The sequence below is a fragment of the Brevibacillus sp. M2.1A genome (genome assembly GCF_013284355.2).
Lineage (GTDB): Bacteria > Bacillota > Bacilli > Brevibacillales > Brevibacillaceae > Brevibacillus.
Genome location: NZ_JABSUY020000001.1, coordinates 3092634 through 3112146, shown reverse-complemented (window position 1 = coordinate 3112146; position 19513 = coordinate 3092634). Strand labels below are relative to the sequence as shown.

Genomic DNA, 19513 nt, shown 5'->3' with positions numbered 1-19513 from the left:
GGTACGAAAAAAGCTGGCATTTCCCGCATGGGTTGCCAGCTTTCCCTTATTTATTGCGATCACGCACGTAGTCCGCCAAAGGACTGAGTGCAGAATTTTCGATTCCCGCATCTGAAAGCGCTGCTTTTGCCTCCGCAATCAATTCATCAAGACGCACCTTCGATTCGGCTAGACCAAGAAGCGATGGATATGTCGCCTTTTCCCGATCTGCATCGCTGCCAACTGCTTTCCCCAGCTCTTGGGCATCCCCTTCCACATTCAAGATGTCATCCTGAATTTGAAAAGCAAGCCCAATGCAAACTCCATAGCGCGTCAATGCTTCCATTTGGCCTTCGGATGCTTCTGCGAGATAGCCTCCCCCGCGCAAGGCTGCGATTAAGAGATCACCCGTTTTGTGACGATGGATAAATTCGAGCTGATCCAGGTTAAGACGCTTGCTCTCTCCTTCGATATCAGCCATCTGTCCGCCGACCATGCCAGTTGCTCCTGCACGTTTTCCCAGCTCCGCAATCAGTTTTACGGTAGTAGCCGCTGAAACATCAGCCCGATCCATGTAAGCTTCTGCAATGTAAGCGAACGCCCTCGTCAGTAAGGCATCTCCAGCGAGAATGGCTGTTGCTTCACCGAATACTTTGTGATTGGTCGGTTTTCCGCGACGAAGATCATCGTCGTCCATCGCAGGGAGATCATCGTGAATCAAAGAGTACGTATGTATCATTTCCAAGGCAGCCGCAAATGCCACACCCCGTTCAATCGGCTTGTCCAGTGCTTCGAGGACCGCCAAAACCAACATGGGACGCAACCTTTTTCCGCCTGCCATGAGCGAATACTTCATGGATTCGTACAAGTTTTCCGGAACTCCTTGCTTCTCAAGAGCTGGCAGGAGTCTTTGTTCTATATAGGCGGTCTTCTCCACTAAATAACTCTCGAATGTATGCACGCCGATCATGATTCTCCTTCCACACGAAAAGCCTTCTGCTTTACCTGTCCGTCTTCTTCCACCAACTGGGTAATCTTCGCTTCGATTGCATCCAGCTTTTGGCCACAAATTCTGGAAAGAGTTACTCCTTCTTGATATAGAGTAATCGCTTCTTCGAGAGGTATATCTCCTTCCTCAAGTCGATTGACGACTTCTTCCAGGCGTTTCATCGCGTCCTCGAACTGCATATCAGTCTCTTGTTCTGTTTTCTTGCGAGCCACTCTGCTTCTCCTCCTCCCGATTCACTTTTTCCACTCGCGCAGTCGCACTGCCATCACTTAATCGTACCATGATCTCGTCGCCAGGGGCAAACTGTTCCACCGATTTCACGAGTCTGTCATTGGTGTATACGAGTGAGAATCCACGCTGCATGACCTTCAGCGGGCTCAGTGCTTCCAGTGTCGCTATGCGAGCTGCAAATGCCATTCTTTTTTGATTAAGACGGCCCAGCATCCGTTCGTCCAAAGTGGAGCGGAGTTTAGACAGATTTTTTCTTTTATCCCCGATTTGATCAGCGAGGCGATATCGCTTGATCTGTTCGTCTAATCGCGTATAGCGTTCGCGTCTTCTGTCCAGCAAGTGCTTCATCGATTGACGCATCCGCAAATGTGCCCGATCCAATCGTTCTGCGGCTTCCTCCAGCCTCCGCTCCGGTTGGCGCATCGCATACGAATTGCTCAAGCGTGTCAAGCGGCTTCTCTGCTCTGTCATGGTACCACGCACTGCTCGATGCATCCGTATTTCGAGCTGCCGTACTCTTTCCACCCACTCCAAATAATGCGGTACAGCCAATTCGGCTGCGGCTGTCGGTGTTGCTGCCCGTACATCTGCTACGAAATCGGCGATCGTCACATCCGTCTCGTGTCCTACAGCAGAGATGACGGGGATGAGTGATGCAGCAATTGCTCTCGCTACGTTTTCATCATTAAACGCCCACAACTCCTCGATGGAACCACCACCGCGCCCTACAATGAGAACATCAATGTCAGGCTGATCGTTCATGATCCGAATAGCGGAAACAATCGATGCAGGTGCATCCGCACCTTGGACAACGGCTGGTGATAGTACGATCTCTGCTTGCGGATAACGTCTGCGAATTGTCGTGCAAATATCTCGGATAGCAGCTCCTGTCGGAGAAGTGACGACACCGACACGTTTGGGAAAACGCGGGAGCATCCGCTTCCTCTCCGCTGCAAACAACCCTTCTTGAGCCAATTTTTCTTTTAACTGCTCAAATGCTAAGTAAAGCGAGCCAATTCCGTCTGGCTGCATCTCTTTAGCGTAAAACTGATATGCACCATCCCGTTCGTATGCAGAAATAGACCCTCGTACAATCGCTTTGGCTCCTTCTTTGGGCAAGAAACGCAGGAAGCGGTTATAACTCGCAAACATGACGACTTTGATGCGTGACTGCTTGTCCTTTAGCGTGAAATACATATGGCCGCTGGAATGATGGGTAAAATTGGAGATTTCCCCTCTCACCCATATATCTTGAAGGTGGGGTTCCTTTTCCAGCACCAACTTAATATAGCGATTGAGATCACTGACGGATAAGATATCTTGTGATGCCATGCGGCCCCTCCTTTACAAAAAAAACTTGGCTTTGCCGTGCATGCAACAAGGACTATGCAAAAGAATGGATAAAGCTTATGCCTTATCCATTCTATAATAAGTTGCCGATTTTCTTCTATTGTTTTGCTTGCTTTTTCGCAGCCGCAACGGTATTTTTCAACAGCATCGTAATCGTCATCGGACCAACGCCGCCAGGAACCGGGGTGATAAAGCTAGCCACTTCTTTGACCTCGTCGAACTTGACATCTCCAACCAGCTTACCTGATTCGATGCGATTCACACCAACATCAATGACGACAGCGCCCGGTTTAACATGCTCTTTACCGATCATATGAGCCCTTCCGGTTGCTACGACGAGGATGTCTGCCTTTTGAGCGTATTCCTCGAGATTTTGTGTGCGAGAATGACACATGGTTACCGTAGCATTTTCCTGTTGCAACAGCAATGAGACCGGCTTACCAACGATGTTGCTGCGTCCAATCACCACTGCATGCTTGCCTGCCATCGGAGTGCCTGTGCGCTTGATCAATTCAATAATCCCGTGCGGTGTGCAAGGAAGCATCGTCTCATTTCCCAATACCATGTTTCCTATGCTAATCGGATGGAAACCGTCCACATCTTTTTCTGGAGCAATGGCTTCAATGACCGCATGCTCTGAAATATGAGCGGGAAGAGGAAGCTGAACTAAAATCCCATGAACGTTCGGGTTTTCGTTTAACTGTTGAATGATCACCAACAATTCTTCCTCTGTGATGTCAGCGTCCTTCATAATGATCTCGGATGAAATACCGACTTCCTCGCAGCCTTTTGCCTTCCCCCGTACATATGAGTGTGAAGCTGGGTCGTCTCCAACAATAACAACGGTCAAACCCGGTACGATCCCTTGCTTTTTCAATTCAGCTACTTCGTTCGCCAATTCGGTCCGAATACTCTGTGCTACTTCTTTTCCCTGGAGAATGGTTGCAGCCATGGAGAAAATGCCTCCTTTATTAACGTCGATACGTTAAGTGTACCGATTTCCCCCTCAGCTGTAAAGCCGAATTATAAAAAGTTTTCATTTATTTAACGTTCGCCTTTTGCTTCATCCACCCCAACATAGCGACTCCATAGGCATTATCACCGGAGTAAACGGGGTCACAGAAGTACAGCTTCGCCTTAACGGCAGGGTGTTCAAGTCGTTTGATCAGCCGCTCACGTATGTAATAATTAGCAGCTACTCCGCCGACAATCAAGATGTCCTTCGGGTAACCTTGCTCTACTGCATGGCGCAATGACTTCTCTAGTGTATTGGCAATACATTGTTCTGTCGCTCGCGCAATCTCAGCAGGACTTGTACTCCCCTTCTCCACTTCCCGCAAAAGCGATGCTTCTGGACCAGAGAAACTAAAGGAAAGACCGTCAACTGCCGAAGAAATCCGAAACGCTCCTGTTGCTCCCTTTGCTAACTGCTCCAACGCGGGACCTGCAGGAAAGGACAGACCGAGTGCCACACCAATCCGATCGACCAGTTGACCTGCGTGCAGATCAATCGTCCCACCGATTTTCTCAATGGCATAACCGGCTGCATGACGCTCACACAGCAGCAACTCGCTGGTACCTCCAGACAAATGTACAGCCAAAAAGCGGTCTTCTGTCGGCCGTACCTCAGCGGAGTATTCCCCTGCCGCGATATGTCCCTCTTGATGAGTCGTCAAGTGCAGAGGAACGCGCAAATAAGTCGCCAACGATTTCGCCAAGCCCTCTCCTACCTTAAAAACAGGCATATACGATCCGTCTTGCGGACGCGGCTTCTCGCTCACACAAATCGCTGCGATCTCGTAGTCCTTCCACTTCATCTCTTCACTTAATTCCGGCAGGTTCATCACATGCTGAAAGACGGCTTCGGATTGTTGCAGTCCGCGCTTGCCCTCCTTTACTTTCAGAAGGCGTTTTGCTTCTGCGACAATTCGGCCGTCTTCCTCAGCCAAGCACAGTGATGTCCGGTAATTGCTCGTGTCGATTCCCAACATTACCTTACTCATGCTTGTATCTCCTACCTATTACGCCTGCTTGGTTTCACGTGATTGCAAGAAGCTCGACAACACACCGTTTATGTACCGGTGGGACTGCTCGTCGCTAAAGAGCTTCGCGATCTCAATCGCTTCGTTCATCACGACTTTGTCTGGTGTGTCTTGCTCAAACATGATCTCGTAAAAAGCCAGACGAAGAATAGCGCGATCTACATTGGCGATGCGTTCCAATTGCCATCCACGCAGATACTTCTTGATTTCTGAATCAATCTCGGTCAAGTTTTTCAATACACCATCGAGGAGATAACGCAAATACTGTGCATTTTCCTCGGATTCTTCCATGACGAGGGCAACCGCATCAGTTAACGGAACCTCTGCCATATCGATTTGGAAAAGACATTGGACTACTTTTTCTCGTGCTGTTCTTCGTTTCATACCATTCATTCACCTACTAATTAAAATGAGCTCGGACTTTCTTTATGTCACCGAAACTTGCCTGGCAAAATCTTGTCGAGTATTTCGCGCAAGTCTTCTTTATGATCGAGCTTGCGTCCAATATAATAACCCGTCCCGACAAACACAACAAAAACCAGTGTATCCCAAAATCCCACGAGAAGGTAGATGATGCCTAAAAAAAGTCCGGCAAAAACCCCCATTAGCTTCCCCTTGTGTTCCCACATTAACTCCCGCATCATTTACTTCACCTTCTATTCCACACGTTTACGAGCCGCGTAGTTTTCCTGCTGAGCTACTTCCGTCACGACAATGGCCACCTCAGAAATGACAACACCAGCAATCCCCTCGACTTGCTCCTTCACGTCCGCCTGTAGCTTCTGTGTCAGTTCGGGCAATGGCGTTTCTCCATCTACCGAAACACGCAGGGTGATAATATTGCCGCTCTCGAGTGCTTTTACTGTCGTTTTCATATCGCGCACGCCTTTCACTCGGCGGGCTGCACGCTCCGCAATGGTCTGGATCGTCTGAATCGTAATGTTGACCTCACCCAAATCACTGCGCTGACGGATTCCCCGTTCTACTTTAGGCTTGTTAGAGCGGAAAGAACTGAAAAAGAAGCGAAGGCTGACTACGAGGAAAATGATTGCGACAATGAGATAGGTGATGTTCGTACCCGCCAGCATCTGATCCACATATGGACGGAAAAAATCTTGCGGGATCAACCCGCTGGTAGCTGCTATCGCGATGCAGGACAAAACAATGAGCGCAAAGCTGTAAATCGTCAAGATAAAGCGGTCAAACAAGTTCACAAGCACCTCTCCTTTCAGCCATGTTTGAAAAAGGAGACAAACACGGCACGCTCCGGAAAACTCCATGAATTTACGCTCAAAACCTAAACAAAATCAATGTTTTCAAATGAGGAAAATGCCCCCTGTTCGTAGGGGGCATCCATCCGCTGCTTGTTAGCGCACGCGCTGGTGTTCTTCAACCGGTACTGGTGCCGGTACTTTTTCTTCTGCTTTCAACTCAACATCAACGATATGTACGTTTACTTCCACTACAGAAAGACCTGTCATGCTCTCAATCGCATTGCGTACACTATCTTGAATATTTCGAGCGACTTCCGGGATGCGATGTCCGTATTTGACAATAATCGAAACATCCACCGCCGCTTCGCGGGAGCCAACCTCTACACGCACACCACGTGCTATATTTTTACGGCCTAAACGTTCAGCTATTTCTCCTACGAAACCGCCGCTCATTTGTGCCACACCTTCTACTTCGGACGCAGCCATGCCGGCGATCACTTCCAACACTTCGGGAGCGATCTGGACCTTACCAAGTTCTGTTCTATCTAAGTCTGGAGTAAACTCTTCCATGCTTCGCACCTCCCTCTAATTTGTAATTCATTATACCAAGCACACCGTATTTTTACAAATCAGCCCTACTTACTCTTCATCCAGTTTCAAGTCGTAGGTTTCCAAGAATTTCGTATCGAAATGCCCGCTGACAAATACCTCATGATCCAATACCTTCAAATGGAACGGAATCGTTGTCGTAATACCCTCTACGACGAATTCGTCCAAAGCACGCTTCATACGGTCAATCGCTTCGTTACGATCCTTGCCCCACACAATCAGCTTGGCGATCATAGAGTCGTAGTATGGCGGAATGGAATATCCCGCATACGCTGCACTGTCTACGCGCACACCAAAGCCGCCTGGCGCCAAATATTCCGTGATACGACCTGGCGAAGGCATGAAGTTTTTTGCAGGATTCTCAGCATTAATACGGCATTCAATAGCCCAACCATCCATTTTGATATCCTCTTGCGTAAAGGACAATGGTTGGCCTGCCGCTACGGTCAGCTGCTCTTTGATCAGATCAAAGCCAGTCACCAGCTCGGTTACCGGATGTTCTACCTGAATACGTGTATTCATTTCCATGAAGTAGAACTTTCCATGTTTGTCCAGCAAAAACTCGACAGTGCCCGCACCGTGATAGGAAACGGCTTTTGCCGCCGCAACAGCAGCTTCACCCATTTGACGGCGCAGCTCTTCACTCAGTGCTGGCGATGGCGCTTCCTCGATCAGCTTTTGGTGACGACGTTGGATAGAGCAGTCGCGCTCACCCAGGTATACGGCATTGCCATGCTTGTCTGCCATGATTTGAATTTCCACATGGCGTGGACCTTCCACGAACTTCTCCAAGTAAACACCTGGATTGCCAAAAGCCGTTTTTGCTTCATTTTGCGCCTGACGGATCGCTTTTTCCAAATCCTCGTCGTCTACAGCTACGCGCATTCCACGTCCGCCGCCACCCGCTGTCGCTTTGACCATGACAGGATAGCCGATCTCGTTTGCTGTGACGACAGCGTCAGCCACATCTTCGATCAGCCCTTCCGTACCTGGTACAGTAGGCACACCTGCCGTTTTCATCGTATCCTTCGCTGTGGACTTGTCCCCCATCTTCACAATTGCTTCTGGGTCTGGACCGATGAAGGTAATGTTGCATGCGGCACAAATCTCGGCAAAATCGGCGTTTTCTGCCAAGAAGCCATAACCAGGATGGATGGCGTCTGCCCCTACCTTGGTCGCTACACTCATGATGTTAGCTATATTCAAATAGCTTTCCTTGGATGCCTTGGGACCAATACAGTAGGCTTCGTCGGCCAGCTTCACATGAAGCGCTTCACGATCCGCTTCGGAGTAGACGGCGACCGTACGAATGCCCAGCTCGCGGCATGCCCGGATAATACGCACGGCAATCTCCCCGCGATTGGCAATCAATACTTTTTGAAACATTCCGCTCTCCCCCACCTTATTCTGGCTTCACCAAAAACAATGCTTGGCCATACTCAACCAATTGGCCGTCTTCTACGAGCACTTTCACGATTTCTCCGCTTACTTCTGCTTCGATTTCGTTAAAGAGTTTCATTGCTTCCACGATGCAAACGACTTTGCTCGCTGTCACTTTGTCACCAGCTTGTACGTAAGGCGGCTTGCCTGGTTCTGGTGCGCTATAGAAAGTCCCTACCATTGGAGATACAATCTTGTGGAGATTTGCGTCATCCGATGCTTGTACAGCTGCTGCTTTCGGAGCTTCTGCTGCGACTGGTGCTGCTGCGACAACTGGCTGAGCCGGGATATGTGCTACTGGTGCTGCAACAGGAGCTTGAACCGCTGGTTGCGTGACGACAATCGTTTCCGTACCATTGGATTTTTTCAGAGACACCTTGGCACCTTCTGTTTCCAAGTTAAATTCTTGAATGGATGATTGATCAATTAACTTAATAATTTCACGGATCTCATGCATTTTCATTACGAACAAGCACTCCTTCTTTTCTTTCAATAGAGGTTCGTGGAGTCCAGTATGTATCCTTTTGGCAAACCATAAATCCATGGTAGCCTGTTGCCTAAACCACGTCAAGAAAGGATTTCCCCGCTTCTTTTCCAACAGAAGCGAGAAAATCCTTACCATCATGCCCGTTTCTCCTGTTCCTTATAACGAGAAAGTACCGTAGCTTGATTAGGAAGACTTATATTGTACGTTAATGTTTGTCGCCGGAATATTCAAGTGCTGCTTCACGTTTGCAATGATTTCCACAACCTCGGTTGCGCTCAATTTATCTTTTTGTACTATGACTGTCGCCTTTTCATTTTGGACAGTAACGACCGCATCCTGATAACCACTCGCCTTGAGCATTTCTTCTGCAGTCATGGTAGCACTTTCCATATTGGATAGTTCTTCAAACTTGGCCATCGCTTCAGCTACTGCCTGCGGAGAGGAATCCGTGCTGTTTACGATCGCTAGCTGTTCGTCTTTTTGTTGCGCCAGCATGGCTTCGCGTTTCATCTTGTAGCCTTGGAAAATTTCACTTGCCGTTTCTGCTACCGGGACGACTGTGTTCGATGCTGCTGGTTTTGCATCTGGCGAAGCAGGCGTTTTCGCTTCCTTCGTGCCAGTTTTTTCGTCTACCGGAGTTGTCTTCGGAGCTTGATCGACAGGCGTTGCTTGTGGGGCGTGATCTACTTGCTTGGATTCAACAACCACTCCGGAAATTTGCTCTTGCTTCTGAACGGCTTGCTCTTGTCCTGATGTTGGGACCTGTTCTTGCGGTCCCTTCACCAAGTAATATCCAGAGAGCACAACCATGACAGCAAGCATTGTCAACAACCAAACCGTTTGCTTTCGCAGAATCATTCGCCATTACCTCCTACCCTTTTTTGGGCAAAATGGATATTTTATAAGCGGGAACATCCAAAACCTTTTGAACGGCTTCAGTGATCCACGCTTTAACCTGGATGTTATCGGCCCCTTTTGCAACTACTAGGACCCCGCGGACTTTCGGCTTCAGCGTCTTCACAATAACGGGGGCATCTTGCTTGCCGCCTTGCACAATGACAACCTGCTCATCTCGTGACTGGTCATTTTGATTGCGGGTTGCCTTTTCTTTGTCCATTTCCTGATTGGTTGAAGAACGAATGTTGCGGTTTTTTTCCACAACCAGCTCTGGTGTTGATTCCAGATTGACCATGACCTCTACTTCACCGACGCCGACAACAGAAGCTAGGATATCGCGAAGCTGTGTCTCGTAAATGTTTTCATATTCGGCAATGACATCGGTTGTCGGTGATCCCCCCAACACCTGGGAAGTTGTATCGCCTCCAGAAGGACCTGGCGCCTCACTCCCTATATCTCCAAATCCGAGTGGCTGGTCTTTTTCCACTCTGAGGAAATCCGTCAGAATCATGATGGCTACGCCAATTCCCAATATGACGATGAAATAATGCAGCGGCTTTAGTTTTTGGTTTTTCCCCTTGCTTCCTACTACGATTTTCTTTTCTTCCTGCATCGTCTCACCTTGCTGCTTCATAAACAGACTTTTCAGCTTTTCCCACAATTGGTTCATTGTTTTCACCTCGCTTCCTGACTGTATCCGCTACTGTTTCTCTCTTTCTCTCGATTCGTCTTTGATGACGACCTGACTTCTCGAGAGCCCCCACTCTTTGGCGACGTCGTTTGTGATTTGCGCATAAAGTGGGTTGTCATGATGAGCTGTTGCTGCAATATCTGGTTTGGGATCCGGTTGTATTTCAATGGGGTTGCCAATCGTAATCTCAACAGGTTGGACAGGTTTAATCGGCTCAATCGTGCTCTGCCCTTTTTGCTCTTCCTTGTTTGCGTCACCGACTACCAGCTCGATTCGCTCAAGGGTTGGCTGTTCTGGATTTTGCTGATTGACGGTAATCGTGACATCTTCGACAGTTACGCCGTACTGCTCTTTGACACTCGCTTTTACTGAGGACGCTACCTGTGACTGGACGTAAGCGGTCATCTGTTGGTTTTGTTGACCGAGCAGCTTGTCAGTGATGCGTTTCCACTCTGCCGAAGCAGGCTTGTTCAGCTCTTGCTGGTATCGATCCAGACGAAAGGCCAAATCTTCCTGCGAGAGGCTGAACAGACTGAACACAGGAGAAATGATTGTCAGCAAGAGAATCAAGCCCATCACCATTTTTACGTAGCGTTGCAGTGTCGTATTGGGCAAGATCAGATCGAGGAAGGCAGCCAAAAGGACGAGCAGGATAATTTTTTTCAACCACAGGGTTAACCACGTCATCTCATCACCTACCGAACCATCATGGAGATGTTGCCCGCCGCAATAATGATCGTAATCGCCAGAAAGAACATCAGGCCGACCGTTGACAAAGCAGCGAAGACGAACAAAAGACTTTTCCCAATCGTACCTAACGCACTGATGATTGGGCTGTTTCCAAGCGGTTGGAGTACGGCAGATGACAGATTGTAGATCAGAGCCAGTACCAGTATCTTCAAAGCCGGAAACGCGCATAGCATGATCAGGATCAAAACTCCCGCCAAGCCCACGGCATTTTTGACCAGTAGCGAGGCATTGAGTACAGTATCTGCCGCATCGGAGAACACACGACCTACTATCGGGATGAAATTGCCCGTGATGTATTTCGCTGTTCGGAGCGTGACCCCGTCCGCAACAGCTGAAGTGGCTCCTTGTATGGAAATGATGGCGAGAAAGATCGTCAGAAACGAGCCAAGGACACCCATTGCAATATTGCGCAGCAAGGTCGCTAACTGCGTGACTTTGTACCTCTCTGAAAACAGGCTGACGATAGAGAGCATCGCCGAGAGAAACAGAAGCGGGAATACGACATAAGAGATCATCATGCCGCTGGTGTTGATCATGAAGATAATCAACGGGTGAAACATTGTGGCGGATGCCAGATTGCCTACCGAAGCGAGCAGAGCGATGACGAGCGGGATCATGGCCAGCATGAAATCAGACATGTTCGCGATTGCGTCTTTTGCATAGGTAATGGCGACATGAAAGCTGTTGATCGCAAGTACCATCAAGACGAGATACGTAATCGAGTACGCCACTGTCGATACCGCATTGCGTTCAAAGGCGTTCTGCATCGTTTCGAGAATCATCGCGAAGACTGTAATGATAATGATGGAGCTGAGCAGCTTGCCATTCATCAAAATCTCATGAAAGATGAACTTGCCCATTCCTTGCAGGACTCCTGAAATACTAAAGTCACCTTGCTGCATGAGGATTTGGATAAAGCCTTCCGATTTCAAATCAGGCAAGTACCCTTTATAGTCGCGCTGCAACTGTTTCCAATACTGTTCGACTCGGTCTAGCTGCAAGTGATCGACCTGTTGTTGCACGATTTGATTGATCGGACCGGCTCCGGGTGCCACAGCGGGTGTCGTTGTAGCTGACACCGCTACTGGAAACAAGGCAAATAGCAGGAACCAGAACAGGATCAGCTTGCAAGTATGTGCCATGGACATCCCACCTCCCTTATGCCGGTAACAAGTCGATCACTGTTTCGATAATGATTTGGATGATCGGTACAGCCATAACCAGTATGAGAACTTTTCCAGCGAGCTCGATTTTCGAAGCAATCGCACCTTGTCCAGCATCTCGGGTCATCTGCGCACCGAATTCAGCAATGTAGGCAATTCCGATGATTTTTAGAATCGTTTCCAGAAACACAAGGTTCAAATCTGCTTGAACCGCCAATCTTTCCAAAATCCGAATGACCTCTGCTATTTTTCCGACGAGAAAGTAAAAGATGATGACTCCGCTCGCGATCGCCAGCAAAAAGGCGAACATCGGCTTCTGCTCCTTAATGACTAGCGCGAGAATCGTAGCCACCAGTCCTAGTCCGACAATTTGTACAATCTCCATCTGGAGCCCCTCCTCAGTTGAACAGGAAGACGCGTTTTACTTCGGAGAACAAATCGCCGATGTAATGGGACACCATGTAAAGGACAATGATGAATCCAACCAGAGTTGCCCAATGCGCAATATCTTCCTTGCCCGCCTGCTTCAGGACCGTATGCAGGATGGCTGTAATGAACCCTACTGCTCCTATCTGGAAAACAGGTGTCAAATCAAAATCCACTGTGAACACCTCGCCTTTAGAACATCAGGATGACGACCAAGAGTCCACCTAAAAAGCCCAAACTCTTGTACATTTTTTCGTACTTTTCCTGTTCTGCACGAGCCTCCTCTTCCAACCCTCGCAGGTGGGTGACAGCCAGGCGCAAATGCTTTTGCTGGTCTTCCCGATCGGATGATCCGAGTACCTGACCTAGACTCTCAAGCACCTCTCGTTCTTGTCTGCGCAAGGCGGTTTGGGTCCAGAGTCTGTTCATGGCTTGTTGCAACGCTTCCTCAGCCGAATGCGCCTTTTCTGTCTGCAGGAATTCAGCTGCCAGAAGAAATACTTTCCCCACCTCTTCGGAAACGCGATGACCGACCTTCACAAACGCTCGCTGTAATGGAGTCATCCCGAACACGATTTCCGTTTCGAGCATTTGCAGAGCAACGAGTAGAGCCCGAAGCTGAACGGGACGATTCGCGTAATACTTACCGATCTGCCAACCAACCATCGACGCCGAGAACAGGATGAGTACGGCTCCCATCAGCTTGACCATGCAACCTTCTCCCTTTCAACCAGGTTCATGCTTTGATCGTAGATGGCCTGGATCGTTCCGACACCTTTTGCCCGGCTGAGTACGATGTAGCGGGAAAAGGCTCCATATCGAATCAGCTTGCCCAGCATGGGGCGTTCAGCCACTTCCTTTACGCTCGCTCCATGCGCCGAGCAAATGACGGCTACACCTGCATGAATCGCTTCCCAGACTGCGTCACCATCCTCCGCTCTTCCCACCTCGTCCACAATCAGAACATCAGGAGACATGGAGCGAATCAGCATCATCATCCCTACTGCCTTTGGGCAAGCGTCCAGCACATCCGTTCGCGGACCGACGTCTCGTTGAGGAACTCCTTGCAAGCATCCCGCCAACTCGGAACGCTCGTCCACAATTCCTACCTTGCGACTTGAAGACCACTCACTCCCGTAGCTGATGGTTCGTGCGATATCACGCAACAAGGTTGTCTTCCCGCATTGGGGTGGGGAGATGAGCAGCGTGTTTTGCAATTTGCCATCCTCAAACAAATACGGCATGACCTTCTTGGCCGCGCCTTTTTTCTCGCGGGCAATCCGGATGTTGAAGCTGGTCACATCTCTGATTCCCTTCACTTCACCTTTGTCCAGCACCACTTTCCCCGCAATGCCAATGCGATGACCGCCAACCACCGTGATGTAACCCCTTTTCAACTCTTCTTCCAAGGCATAGAGAGAATGCTGGCTGACCTGGTTTAAGAGCTTTCCTGCCTCTTCTGCCGAAAACAGCCATCCTTGTGCGGGTATCGAGGTGATTTGTCCCGACGATGTCACATAGCTGGATTGCTGGCCAAACCGGACTTCCAGCGGCTGGTTTTGCCGAAGCCGAATCTCTTCCAGATTCTCTCTTACAGCGATAGGAAGGGCCGTCAAAATCGTGCGTAAAGTTGCTGGCAAAATCGCCAAGATCTCATTCATCAGGTACCCTCCTTTTGCAGCATTCTGCCTTTGTCCACTTTGACTTACCTCCATCCTATGCAGAGGTGGACGAGATTTATGCAAAAAAAATAGCTTGCTCTCATGCTAGAACGCGAGTGCAAGCTTTTCCTATCGGAATCATCGATTATCCGTTTTCTTGTTATCCACCGGCTCTATTATATAGTGTCTGAAGCCTTCCTCATCTTTGCCCTCGTGCAAGTAGATTTCTTTTTGGCAGCTAGGGCATGCGAACTCATAAGTCGTATCGAGATGGGGATCTACTTGTCCTTCGTACAGTTGTGCGTCTTCATCATCATCCAAATCGTAGAAGGTCGCATACTCGTCGTCATCATCCTCACAATCGACAACGGTTTCGTAGAGGTCATCATCATCTTCAAATAGGTAGAGCTCAATGTCCTCCAAGTCTTCATCCAAGGCCTCCACATAATCCTCTGCCTCTTCCACTCGCGCGTGAAGCTCTCGCAGTTGGCCCTCCACCTCATTTAGAATCTCAATCATCTCTACCATAATTTTTCCTTCGGAGCTTTTCTCACCTACATCCAGCCCATCTGCCAACCCTTGCAAGTATGCGATTCGATTCGCCAATGATTCTGGCATCCACATTCCCTCCCATCCAATCTCTCCCACATATAATTCCCCATGGTGATGGCATTTACCAGTGGAAGGAAATGGTAGCTATTTGCGGACGCCAATCAAAATGCAGGAGATTCCCACCAGAATCCAAGCTATTTTGGCAAAGCTAACCCGGTCCGACATCCCTAATAATCCGATAGTCGTGGTGGTGATCAAGATAATTGGCCCGACAATCGCCAGACCTGAATTAATGAGCAGAGCTTTTTCGACCTGGTTCACTTTCAAAATGAGCAAAGCTGCAATGATCTCGATACTGCCTGAAAAGACCCGAAGTGCCGCCATACCCATAATTGCTTTTTCCAACATACCGTCTCGTCCTCCCCTCCGTTTCACTCTATGCCTGTACCACATCATTTCAGCACTTTTTGAATCATCTCTATAGGCTTTTGCCCTCACTCCTCCCCTTCACTGGGCATACACTGAACCATACGCCTAGAAGAAATGAGGAACTTGCCGATGGTAGAGTGTGATCAATCTTTTTTACCTGATAGCTGGGCAAACCCGTCCGGGCAAATACGAGAGAAGCCTCGTGTGAAGGGCTTAACCATGGTCATTGACAAAGGCCTTGGACTTACCGCTTATTCCGACTTGTTAGCGCTGGCTGCTCCCTATATCGATCTATACAAACTCGGTTTTGGCACCATCGCTCTGTACCCCCTCGAAATACTCAGCCAAAAATTGATGCTTGCAAAACAATATGGCGTACACATCATGCCAGGAGGAACTTTTTTTGAAATCGCCATTCGCCACAATACAATTGCAGATTATATGAAGCTGATTCGCTCACTCGGTTTTTCTGCGGTAGAAATATCCGATGGAACATTCCCTCTATCCTTTGCACAGCGTCAGGAAGCCATCAATTACGCCTTAGACAATGATCTGGTGGTCTATACAGAGGTCGGGAAAAAAACGGCCGAGTATCGCGCATGTCGAGAAGAATTGCTGGAGACCCTGAGCTTTGACCTGCACAATGGTGCCAGTCACGTTATTGTGGAAGCGAGAGAAAGCGGGACTGTCGGTGTGTGTGACGGAGATGGCAAGATTGACGATTCCTTCGTTTTGGACATTGTCACGGCGGCCAAAGAAAAGGCAACTCGCCTGATCTGGGAAGCACCACAAAAAGATCAACAGGTCAGCTTCATCAAGGCCATTGGCAGCGACGTGAATCTCGGAAACATTGCCTATACAGATGTATTCTCTTTGGAGACGCTACGGCGAGGATTGCGCGGCGATACAGCCCTACTCATGGAATCAGGGAGGTGTTATCCGTGCGAATAGAAGTGGTGCCGACCGTGGAAGAAATACGTTTTGAACAGATCAGCAATCATGTAGTCATCGTCATTGATGTGCTTCGTGCCTCCAGTACGATTGTCACCGCATTAGGTAATGGATTTCGCAGCGTCATCCCGGTCGAAACCATTGGGCAAGCGAACTCCCTCCGCACTAGCGACTGTATTTTGGCCGGTGAACGTCACTGTAAAAAAATCCCCGAATTCGATTGCAACAACTCGCCAACTGAAATCGCAGCACTAGGGAAAACGGGGAGCCAGCTTATTCTCACCACGACGAACGGGACTCGCGCGATCCAAAAAGCAGAACGCGCCTCTGCTCTCTTGATTGGCTGCTTCTTGAATGCCACTGCATGCATGCGGCACGCTCTTTCGTATCATCTCGATATTACGCTGTACTGTGCCGGTACCCGGTCGGAATTCGCTATGGAAGACGGTCTAGCTGCCGGCTTGATGATTGCACAGGCACAACAATCGTTGCCGAGCATCCAAATTTGTGATCTGGGTGAAGTGCTCAAAGCGAGCTATCTTTATTACGCTGGAAAACTGAGCGAGCTTTTACCCCACACAACAACAGGAAAAAGGCTCATTCAGCACCATCTCGCAAGCGATATACGGTACTGCGCTCAAGTGGATCAGTATCAAATCGTTCCTTATATCAAGGAGAAACGCATACTCCCACACCTTGTCTCATAATGTGAAAGGAGAACAGGGACAGGGGTTTTGATGCCAATGATGTCTGGAGAAGTGATGCTGGTCATCCTAATCGTTATCGGTCTTATTGGGCGCTCACCGATTATTGCGACTGCCGCAAGTATATTGTTGGTGTTGAAGCTAACGGCACTGGAGCGTTTTTTCCCAACAGTAGAACGGCGCGGATTGGAGCTCGGACTGCTCTTTTTGACCATTTCCGTACTGGTTCCATTCGCCAGCGAAAAAATATCATGGAAAGACGTCACGCCTCTTTTCACTACGGTCGTCGGCTTAACCGCACTGGCTGGTGGGGCCATTGCTACCTGGATGAATGGAAAAGGACTCGATTTATTGCGCTCAGAGCCACATATGATTGTCGGACTTGTCATTGGCTCGATTATTGGCATTGTGTTTTTCCGGGGCATTCCCGTCGGGCCTTTGATGGCTGCGGGCATTACTGCCTTTGTGTTGAAGCTGTGGGAGTGGTTTGGAAGCAAATAAAAAACGAAATCCCCCTCTTATACATGACAGAGGGGGATTTGACTATGTTGTTTTATCGTTTGGCGTTATTGGACGTCTCAAACGGAACTTCCCAGTTGAGGTCTTGGTATTGCCGCTGCTGAATAGCGTGGGACAGCTTTAATTCTTTCGGTTGTTTTTCAAGGTCGCGGATGAAGAATGTTCCTTCTACGTGCACGCGCCCATCCTTATCTCGCTTATAGGTTCCGCTGCGGGAGACCTTGTAATTTTGTTTAGATTCATCCTTCGCTGACCATTCGCTCGTGTCAACAATCCCTTCTGGAAGGATGGCCGAGAACGAGATCAGTGCACCTTTTCCAAAATAGGTCTCATTCCCGATTTTTTCTTCTCCCTCCGTCGTTTTTAAGGTAAAGCCCGTAAAGGTATAGGTACTGTCACTGTTCGTCACTGTCACCTTATCCTTTAACAGGGTATCCACCGGGATGGTTGCCTGAAACTTCGCTGGCTCATACAGGTACAGAGAATGCATTTTTAATTTGTACGTTTGATCCTTTTCCAGTGGAGTTATCCCATTCCATTTCGTAACTCCTTTGCCGTCATCATGCACTTTTCCACGGTACGAGTGCTCTACGTTGTTCTTTCGAATTTGGTTAAGCTCTTCATGCAACGCATCGTCCCATCCTGCTACCACATTCCCTTTTTCATCAATTATTTGGAATGCTACTCCCAGGTCGATGAAATACCTCTCCATCCTCTCGGCTTCTGTGAATGCACCTGTTTTTGGCTCTTTTACAACCCAACCGTTTTGCTCTTTCCATTTTTGGATTTGTTCTTCTCTTTCTTTTGTCCAGTCTATTTCCAACTCGATCATACTTGTGCTCGGTACCGTCATAATGTTTTGCAACATGATCTCGATTCCATGTGGAGTCATATATTTTTGACCTATCTCGGTGTAGCTTGCCACTGCCCTTGCCTTTTTCATATCAACTGGAAACTCTACCTTCCAGCTACCTTCTTTCCCACCTAACATGGTTGCTTCGACACCGACGACCATCTCATCCGGTAATGACTTGCTATCTTTCAGGAATCGGAAAATATCATGGTTGACGACAAGATACTCTCCTTCTTCACCGTAGGAATAACCCCCTCCACCAGGATTCAGGTCTTCACCTGACTTGGTTTTGTAAGTAAGGGACAATGCGTTTTTTTCCATATCAAACGGGATACGCTTGCCATTTTGATCCACGATATTTGCAATGATCGCCATCCGAGCCGGATCCGCAACCACTTCTTTTACAATCAGTGTAATTCCTTGATCCGTCACCTTTTTATTGATCTCCTGGACATAACCCTTCTCTGCTGCCTGCTTCATTCCTTGGTCGATGCCTTGTATGGATTGGATGACACTGTTTACGTAGCTCGCAAAAGTCGGAGACACCATGGACCCAAACGTAATAATTGCCGTGACACTCGCTACTGCTAACGCGGTTTTCTTCAAAATGTTTACACTCCTTTTTTTCCAATTTGGTTTTGGTTTCGGCAACTTGACGTGCTCCAACGCCGACATCACCTGGGCAGTAAAATCTGCGGGTAACGCGCTTGGAACGTGCAGGCTGGGAAACTCCTCGCTGCTATCTTCTTCCTCCATCATCTGCCGCTGACAGAGCAGGCACTCTTCGACATGTCCTTCCAGCAGTCTAGCTTCACCTGCAGATAGCTCACCAGTCAAATACTTGCGCAACTCTTCAGTTTTGGAGCAATTCATAGATAGCAGCACCTCCTGACATTTCTTGCGCGATACTAGCCCGGAGCTTTTTCTTGGCGTGATGGATACGCATTTGTACAGTTGTAACCGGAACATGCAAAATTTCGCTAATCTCTTTGTAGCTCATCTGTTCCAAGTATTTCAGCATAAACACAACGCGGTATTCTTCCCCCAACGCCATGATTTGCTGCTGCAAAGTATCTTGCTTTTCTTTTTCCAAATACGCTTTTTCGGGTGTATCAGATTCAATCAGTCTTGTCTCTTCCAAAGGTGTTTTGGCGTAGTGCTTGTTCTTGCGCCACGCGTCTATACACAAGTTGGACGCAATCCGATACAGCCAGGCCAAAAAAGCATCTGTCGGCTTATACTTATCCAGCTGACAGTACGCTTTGATGAAAGCCTCTTGTGTCAGGTCTTGAGCATCCTGCTGCTGTCCCGTCATTCGATAAAGATAGCTGTATAATCGTTCTTTGTACTTGTCGACCAGGTGCGCGTAGGCATCCCGATTCCCTTTTTGTACCTGTTGTATGAGCAACCAATCATCCTGCAAAGGAAATCCTCCCATTTCAAAAAAGTTCGCTGCGCAGCGTTCGTTTTGGCAGGCTTCATATGGATTAACGGATCATTTTGTATTTTCTTTCCAAAAATGATTACATTTTTTAAAAAAGTTTGAGTCAACATGG

At 48.5% G+C, this 19513-nt stretch carries 26 protein-coding genes; 3 read left to right on the top strand and 23 right to left on the bottom strand.

What is annotated here, in order from left to right; translation table 11 throughout:
• Positions 1–46: 46 nt before the first annotated feature.
• From HP567_RS15395 to HP567_RS15295, 21 genes are all read right to left on the bottom strand, one after another.
• Entirely contained in the window at positions 47–949 is a 903-nt protein-coding gene (locus HP567_RS15395; protein ID WP_173609601.1) for a polyprenyl synthetase family protein, read from the bottom strand.
• The gene (gene xseB, locus HP567_RS15390; protein ID WP_048032540.1) at positions 946–1200 is read right to left on the bottom strand and encodes an exodeoxyribonuclease VII small subunit; all 255 of its coding nucleotides are present in this window, start codon (positions 1198–1200) and stop codon (positions 946–948) included. Before xseB ends, HP567_RS15395 begins: the two co-directional genes overlap by 4 nt.
• A complete protein-coding gene (gene xseA, locus HP567_RS15385) occupies positions 1169–2551 on the bottom strand; it encodes an exodeoxyribonuclease VII large subunit (protein ID WP_173609602.1) in 1383 nt (460 codons plus the stop codon). The genes xseB and xseA overlap by 32 nt, the downstream gene beginning before the upstream one ends.
• A 115-nt stretch (positions 2552–2666) precedes the next feature.
• Complete coding sequence (gene folD, locus HP567_RS15380; protein WP_173609603.1) at positions 2667–3521, bottom strand: bifunctional methylenetetrahydrofolate dehydrogenase/methenyltetrahydrofolate cyclohydrolase FolD; 855 nt, start codon at positions 3519–3521, stop codon at positions 2667–2669.
• A gap of 88 nt (positions 3522–3609) precedes the next feature.
• The gene (locus HP567_RS15375; protein ID WP_173609604.1) at positions 3610–4572 is read right to left on the bottom strand and encodes an O-sialoglycoprotein endopeptidase; all 963 of its coding nucleotides are present in this window, start codon (positions 4570–4572) and stop codon (positions 3610–3612) included.
• An 18-nt stretch (positions 4573–4590) separates the two neighbouring features.
• Complete coding sequence (gene nusB / locus HP567_RS15370) at positions 4591–4995, bottom strand: transcription antitermination factor NusB (protein ID WP_088907127.1); 405 nt, start codon at positions 4993–4995, stop codon at positions 4591–4593.
• Between the two features lie 47 nt (positions 4996–5042).
• Positions 5043–5255, bottom strand: coding sequence for a DUF2273 domain-containing protein (locus HP567_RS15365; RefSeq protein WP_012686029.1), 213 nt, complete (start codon positions 5253–5255; stop codon positions 5043–5045).
• Positions 5256–5267: 12 nt separating this feature from the next.
• A complete protein-coding gene (amaP, locus tag HP567_RS15360) occupies positions 5268–5825 on the bottom strand; it encodes an alkaline shock response membrane anchor protein AmaP (RefSeq protein ID WP_173609605.1) in 558 nt (185 codons plus the stop codon).
• Positions 5826–5978: 153 nt separating this feature from the next.
• Positions 5979–6395: an Asp23/Gls24 family envelope stress response protein gene (locus HP567_RS15355; protein ID WP_012686027.1), complete on the bottom strand. Its 417-nt coding sequence runs from the start codon at positions 6393–6395 to the stop codon at positions 5979–5981.
• 69 nt (positions 6396–6464) lie between these two features.
• Entirely contained in the window at positions 6465–7820 is a 1356-nt protein-coding gene (gene accC / locus HP567_RS15350) for an acetyl-CoA carboxylase biotin carboxylase subunit (RefSeq protein WP_173609606.1), read from the bottom strand.
• Between the two features lie 16 nt (positions 7821–7836).
• The gene (gene accB, locus HP567_RS15345; RefSeq protein ID WP_173609839.1) at positions 7837–8337 is read right to left on the bottom strand and encodes an acetyl-CoA carboxylase biotin carboxyl carrier protein; all 501 of its coding nucleotides are present in this window, start codon (positions 8335–8337) and stop codon (positions 7837–7839) included.
• A gap of 207 nt (positions 8338–8544) precedes the next feature.
• Positions 8545–9219 carry a SpoIIIAH-like family protein gene (locus HP567_RS15340; protein WP_173609607.1) on the bottom strand — a complete coding sequence of 225 codons (675 nt, stop codon included), beginning with the start codon at positions 9217–9219 and terminating at the stop codon, positions 8545–8547.
• 13 nt (positions 9220–9232) lie between these two features.
• Entirely contained in the window at positions 9233–9928 is a 696-nt protein-coding gene (gene spoIIIAG / locus HP567_RS15335) for a stage III sporulation protein AG (protein WP_173609608.1), read from the bottom strand.
• Between the two features lie 30 nt (positions 9929–9958).
• Positions 9959–10636, bottom strand: coding sequence for a stage III sporulation protein AF (gene spoIIIAF / locus HP567_RS15330; protein ID WP_173609609.1), 678 nt, complete (start codon positions 10634–10636; stop codon positions 9959–9961).
• Positions 10637–10644: 8 nt separating this feature from the next.
• Positions 10645–11841 (bottom strand): stage III sporulation protein AE, encoded by a 1197-nt coding sequence (spoIIIAE, locus tag HP567_RS15325; RefSeq protein ID WP_173609610.1) that lies wholly within the window; start codon positions 11839–11841, stop codon positions 10645–10647.
• Positions 11842–11857: 16 nt separating this feature from the next.
• Positions 11858–12247 (bottom strand): stage III sporulation protein AD, encoded by a 390-nt coding sequence (gene spoIIIAD / locus HP567_RS15320; RefSeq protein ID WP_005827266.1) that lies wholly within the window; start codon positions 12245–12247, stop codon positions 11858–11860.
• A gap of 13 nt (positions 12248–12260) precedes the next feature.
• Complete coding sequence (gene spoIIIAC, locus HP567_RS15315; RefSeq protein WP_007725726.1) at positions 12261–12464, bottom strand: stage III sporulation protein AC; 204 nt, start codon at positions 12462–12464, stop codon at positions 12261–12263.
• A gap of 16 nt (positions 12465–12480) precedes the next feature.
• Positions 12481–12999, bottom strand: coding sequence for a stage III sporulation protein SpoIIIAB (spoIIIAB, locus tag HP567_RS15310; RefSeq protein WP_012686020.1), 519 nt, complete (start codon positions 12997–12999; stop codon positions 12481–12483).
• Positions 12987–13949 carry a stage III sporulation protein AA gene (gene spoIIIAA, locus HP567_RS15305; protein WP_173609611.1) on the bottom strand — a complete coding sequence of 321 codons (963 nt, stop codon included), beginning with the start codon at positions 13947–13949 and terminating at the stop codon, positions 12987–12989. The genes spoIIIAB and spoIIIAA overlap by 13 nt, the downstream gene beginning before the upstream one ends.
• Positions 13950–14087: 138 nt before the next feature.
• Positions 14088–14567, bottom strand: a complete 480-nt coding sequence (locus HP567_RS15300) for a CD1247 N-terminal domain-containing protein (RefSeq protein WP_173609612.1) — start codon at positions 14565–14567, stop codon at positions 14088–14090.
• Positions 14568–14645: 78 nt separating this feature from the next.
• The gene (locus tag HP567_RS15295) at positions 14646–14909 is read right to left on the bottom strand and encodes a YqhV family protein (protein WP_007725730.1); all 264 of its coding nucleotides are present in this window, start codon (positions 14907–14909) and stop codon (positions 14646–14648) included.
• A gap of 150 nt (positions 14910–15059) precedes the next feature.
• Here HP567_RS15295 and HP567_RS15290 point away from each other — a divergent pair, with 150 nt between their 5' ends.
• From HP567_RS15290 to HP567_RS15280, 3 genes are read left to right on the top strand one after another with little or no spacing between them, the layout of a single operon-like run.
• Positions 15060–15881 carry a phosphosulfolactate synthase gene (locus tag HP567_RS15290; protein WP_173609613.1) on the top strand — a complete coding sequence of 274 codons (822 nt, stop codon included), beginning with the start codon at positions 15060–15062 and terminating at the stop codon, positions 15879–15881.
• Positions 15872–16588 (top strand): 2-phosphosulfolactate phosphatase, encoded by a 717-nt coding sequence (locus HP567_RS15285; RefSeq protein ID WP_173609614.1) that lies wholly within the window; start codon positions 15872–15874, stop codon positions 16586–16588. Before HP567_RS15290 ends, HP567_RS15285 begins: the two co-directional genes overlap by 10 nt.
• 36 nt (positions 16589–16624) lie before the next feature.
• A complete protein-coding gene (locus HP567_RS15280; RefSeq protein WP_047068835.1) occupies positions 16625–17086 on the top strand; it encodes a DUF441 domain-containing protein in 462 nt (153 codons plus the stop codon).
• A 52-nt stretch (positions 17087–17138) separates the two neighbouring features.
• On the opposite strand, the gene HP567_RS15275 is transcribed toward HP567_RS15280, so the two are convergent.
• Positions 17139–18830 carry a DUF4179 domain-containing protein gene (locus HP567_RS15275; protein WP_173609615.1) on the bottom strand — a complete coding sequence of 564 codons (1692 nt, stop codon included), beginning with the start codon at positions 18828–18830 and terminating at the stop codon, positions 17139–17141.
• Positions 18811–19380, bottom strand: a complete 570-nt coding sequence (locus HP567_RS15270; RefSeq protein WP_064199881.1) for an RNA polymerase sigma factor — start codon at positions 19378–19380, stop codon at positions 18811–18813. The genes HP567_RS15275 and HP567_RS15270 overlap by 20 nt, the downstream gene beginning before the upstream one ends.
• Positions 19381–19513: the final 133 nt, after the last annotated feature.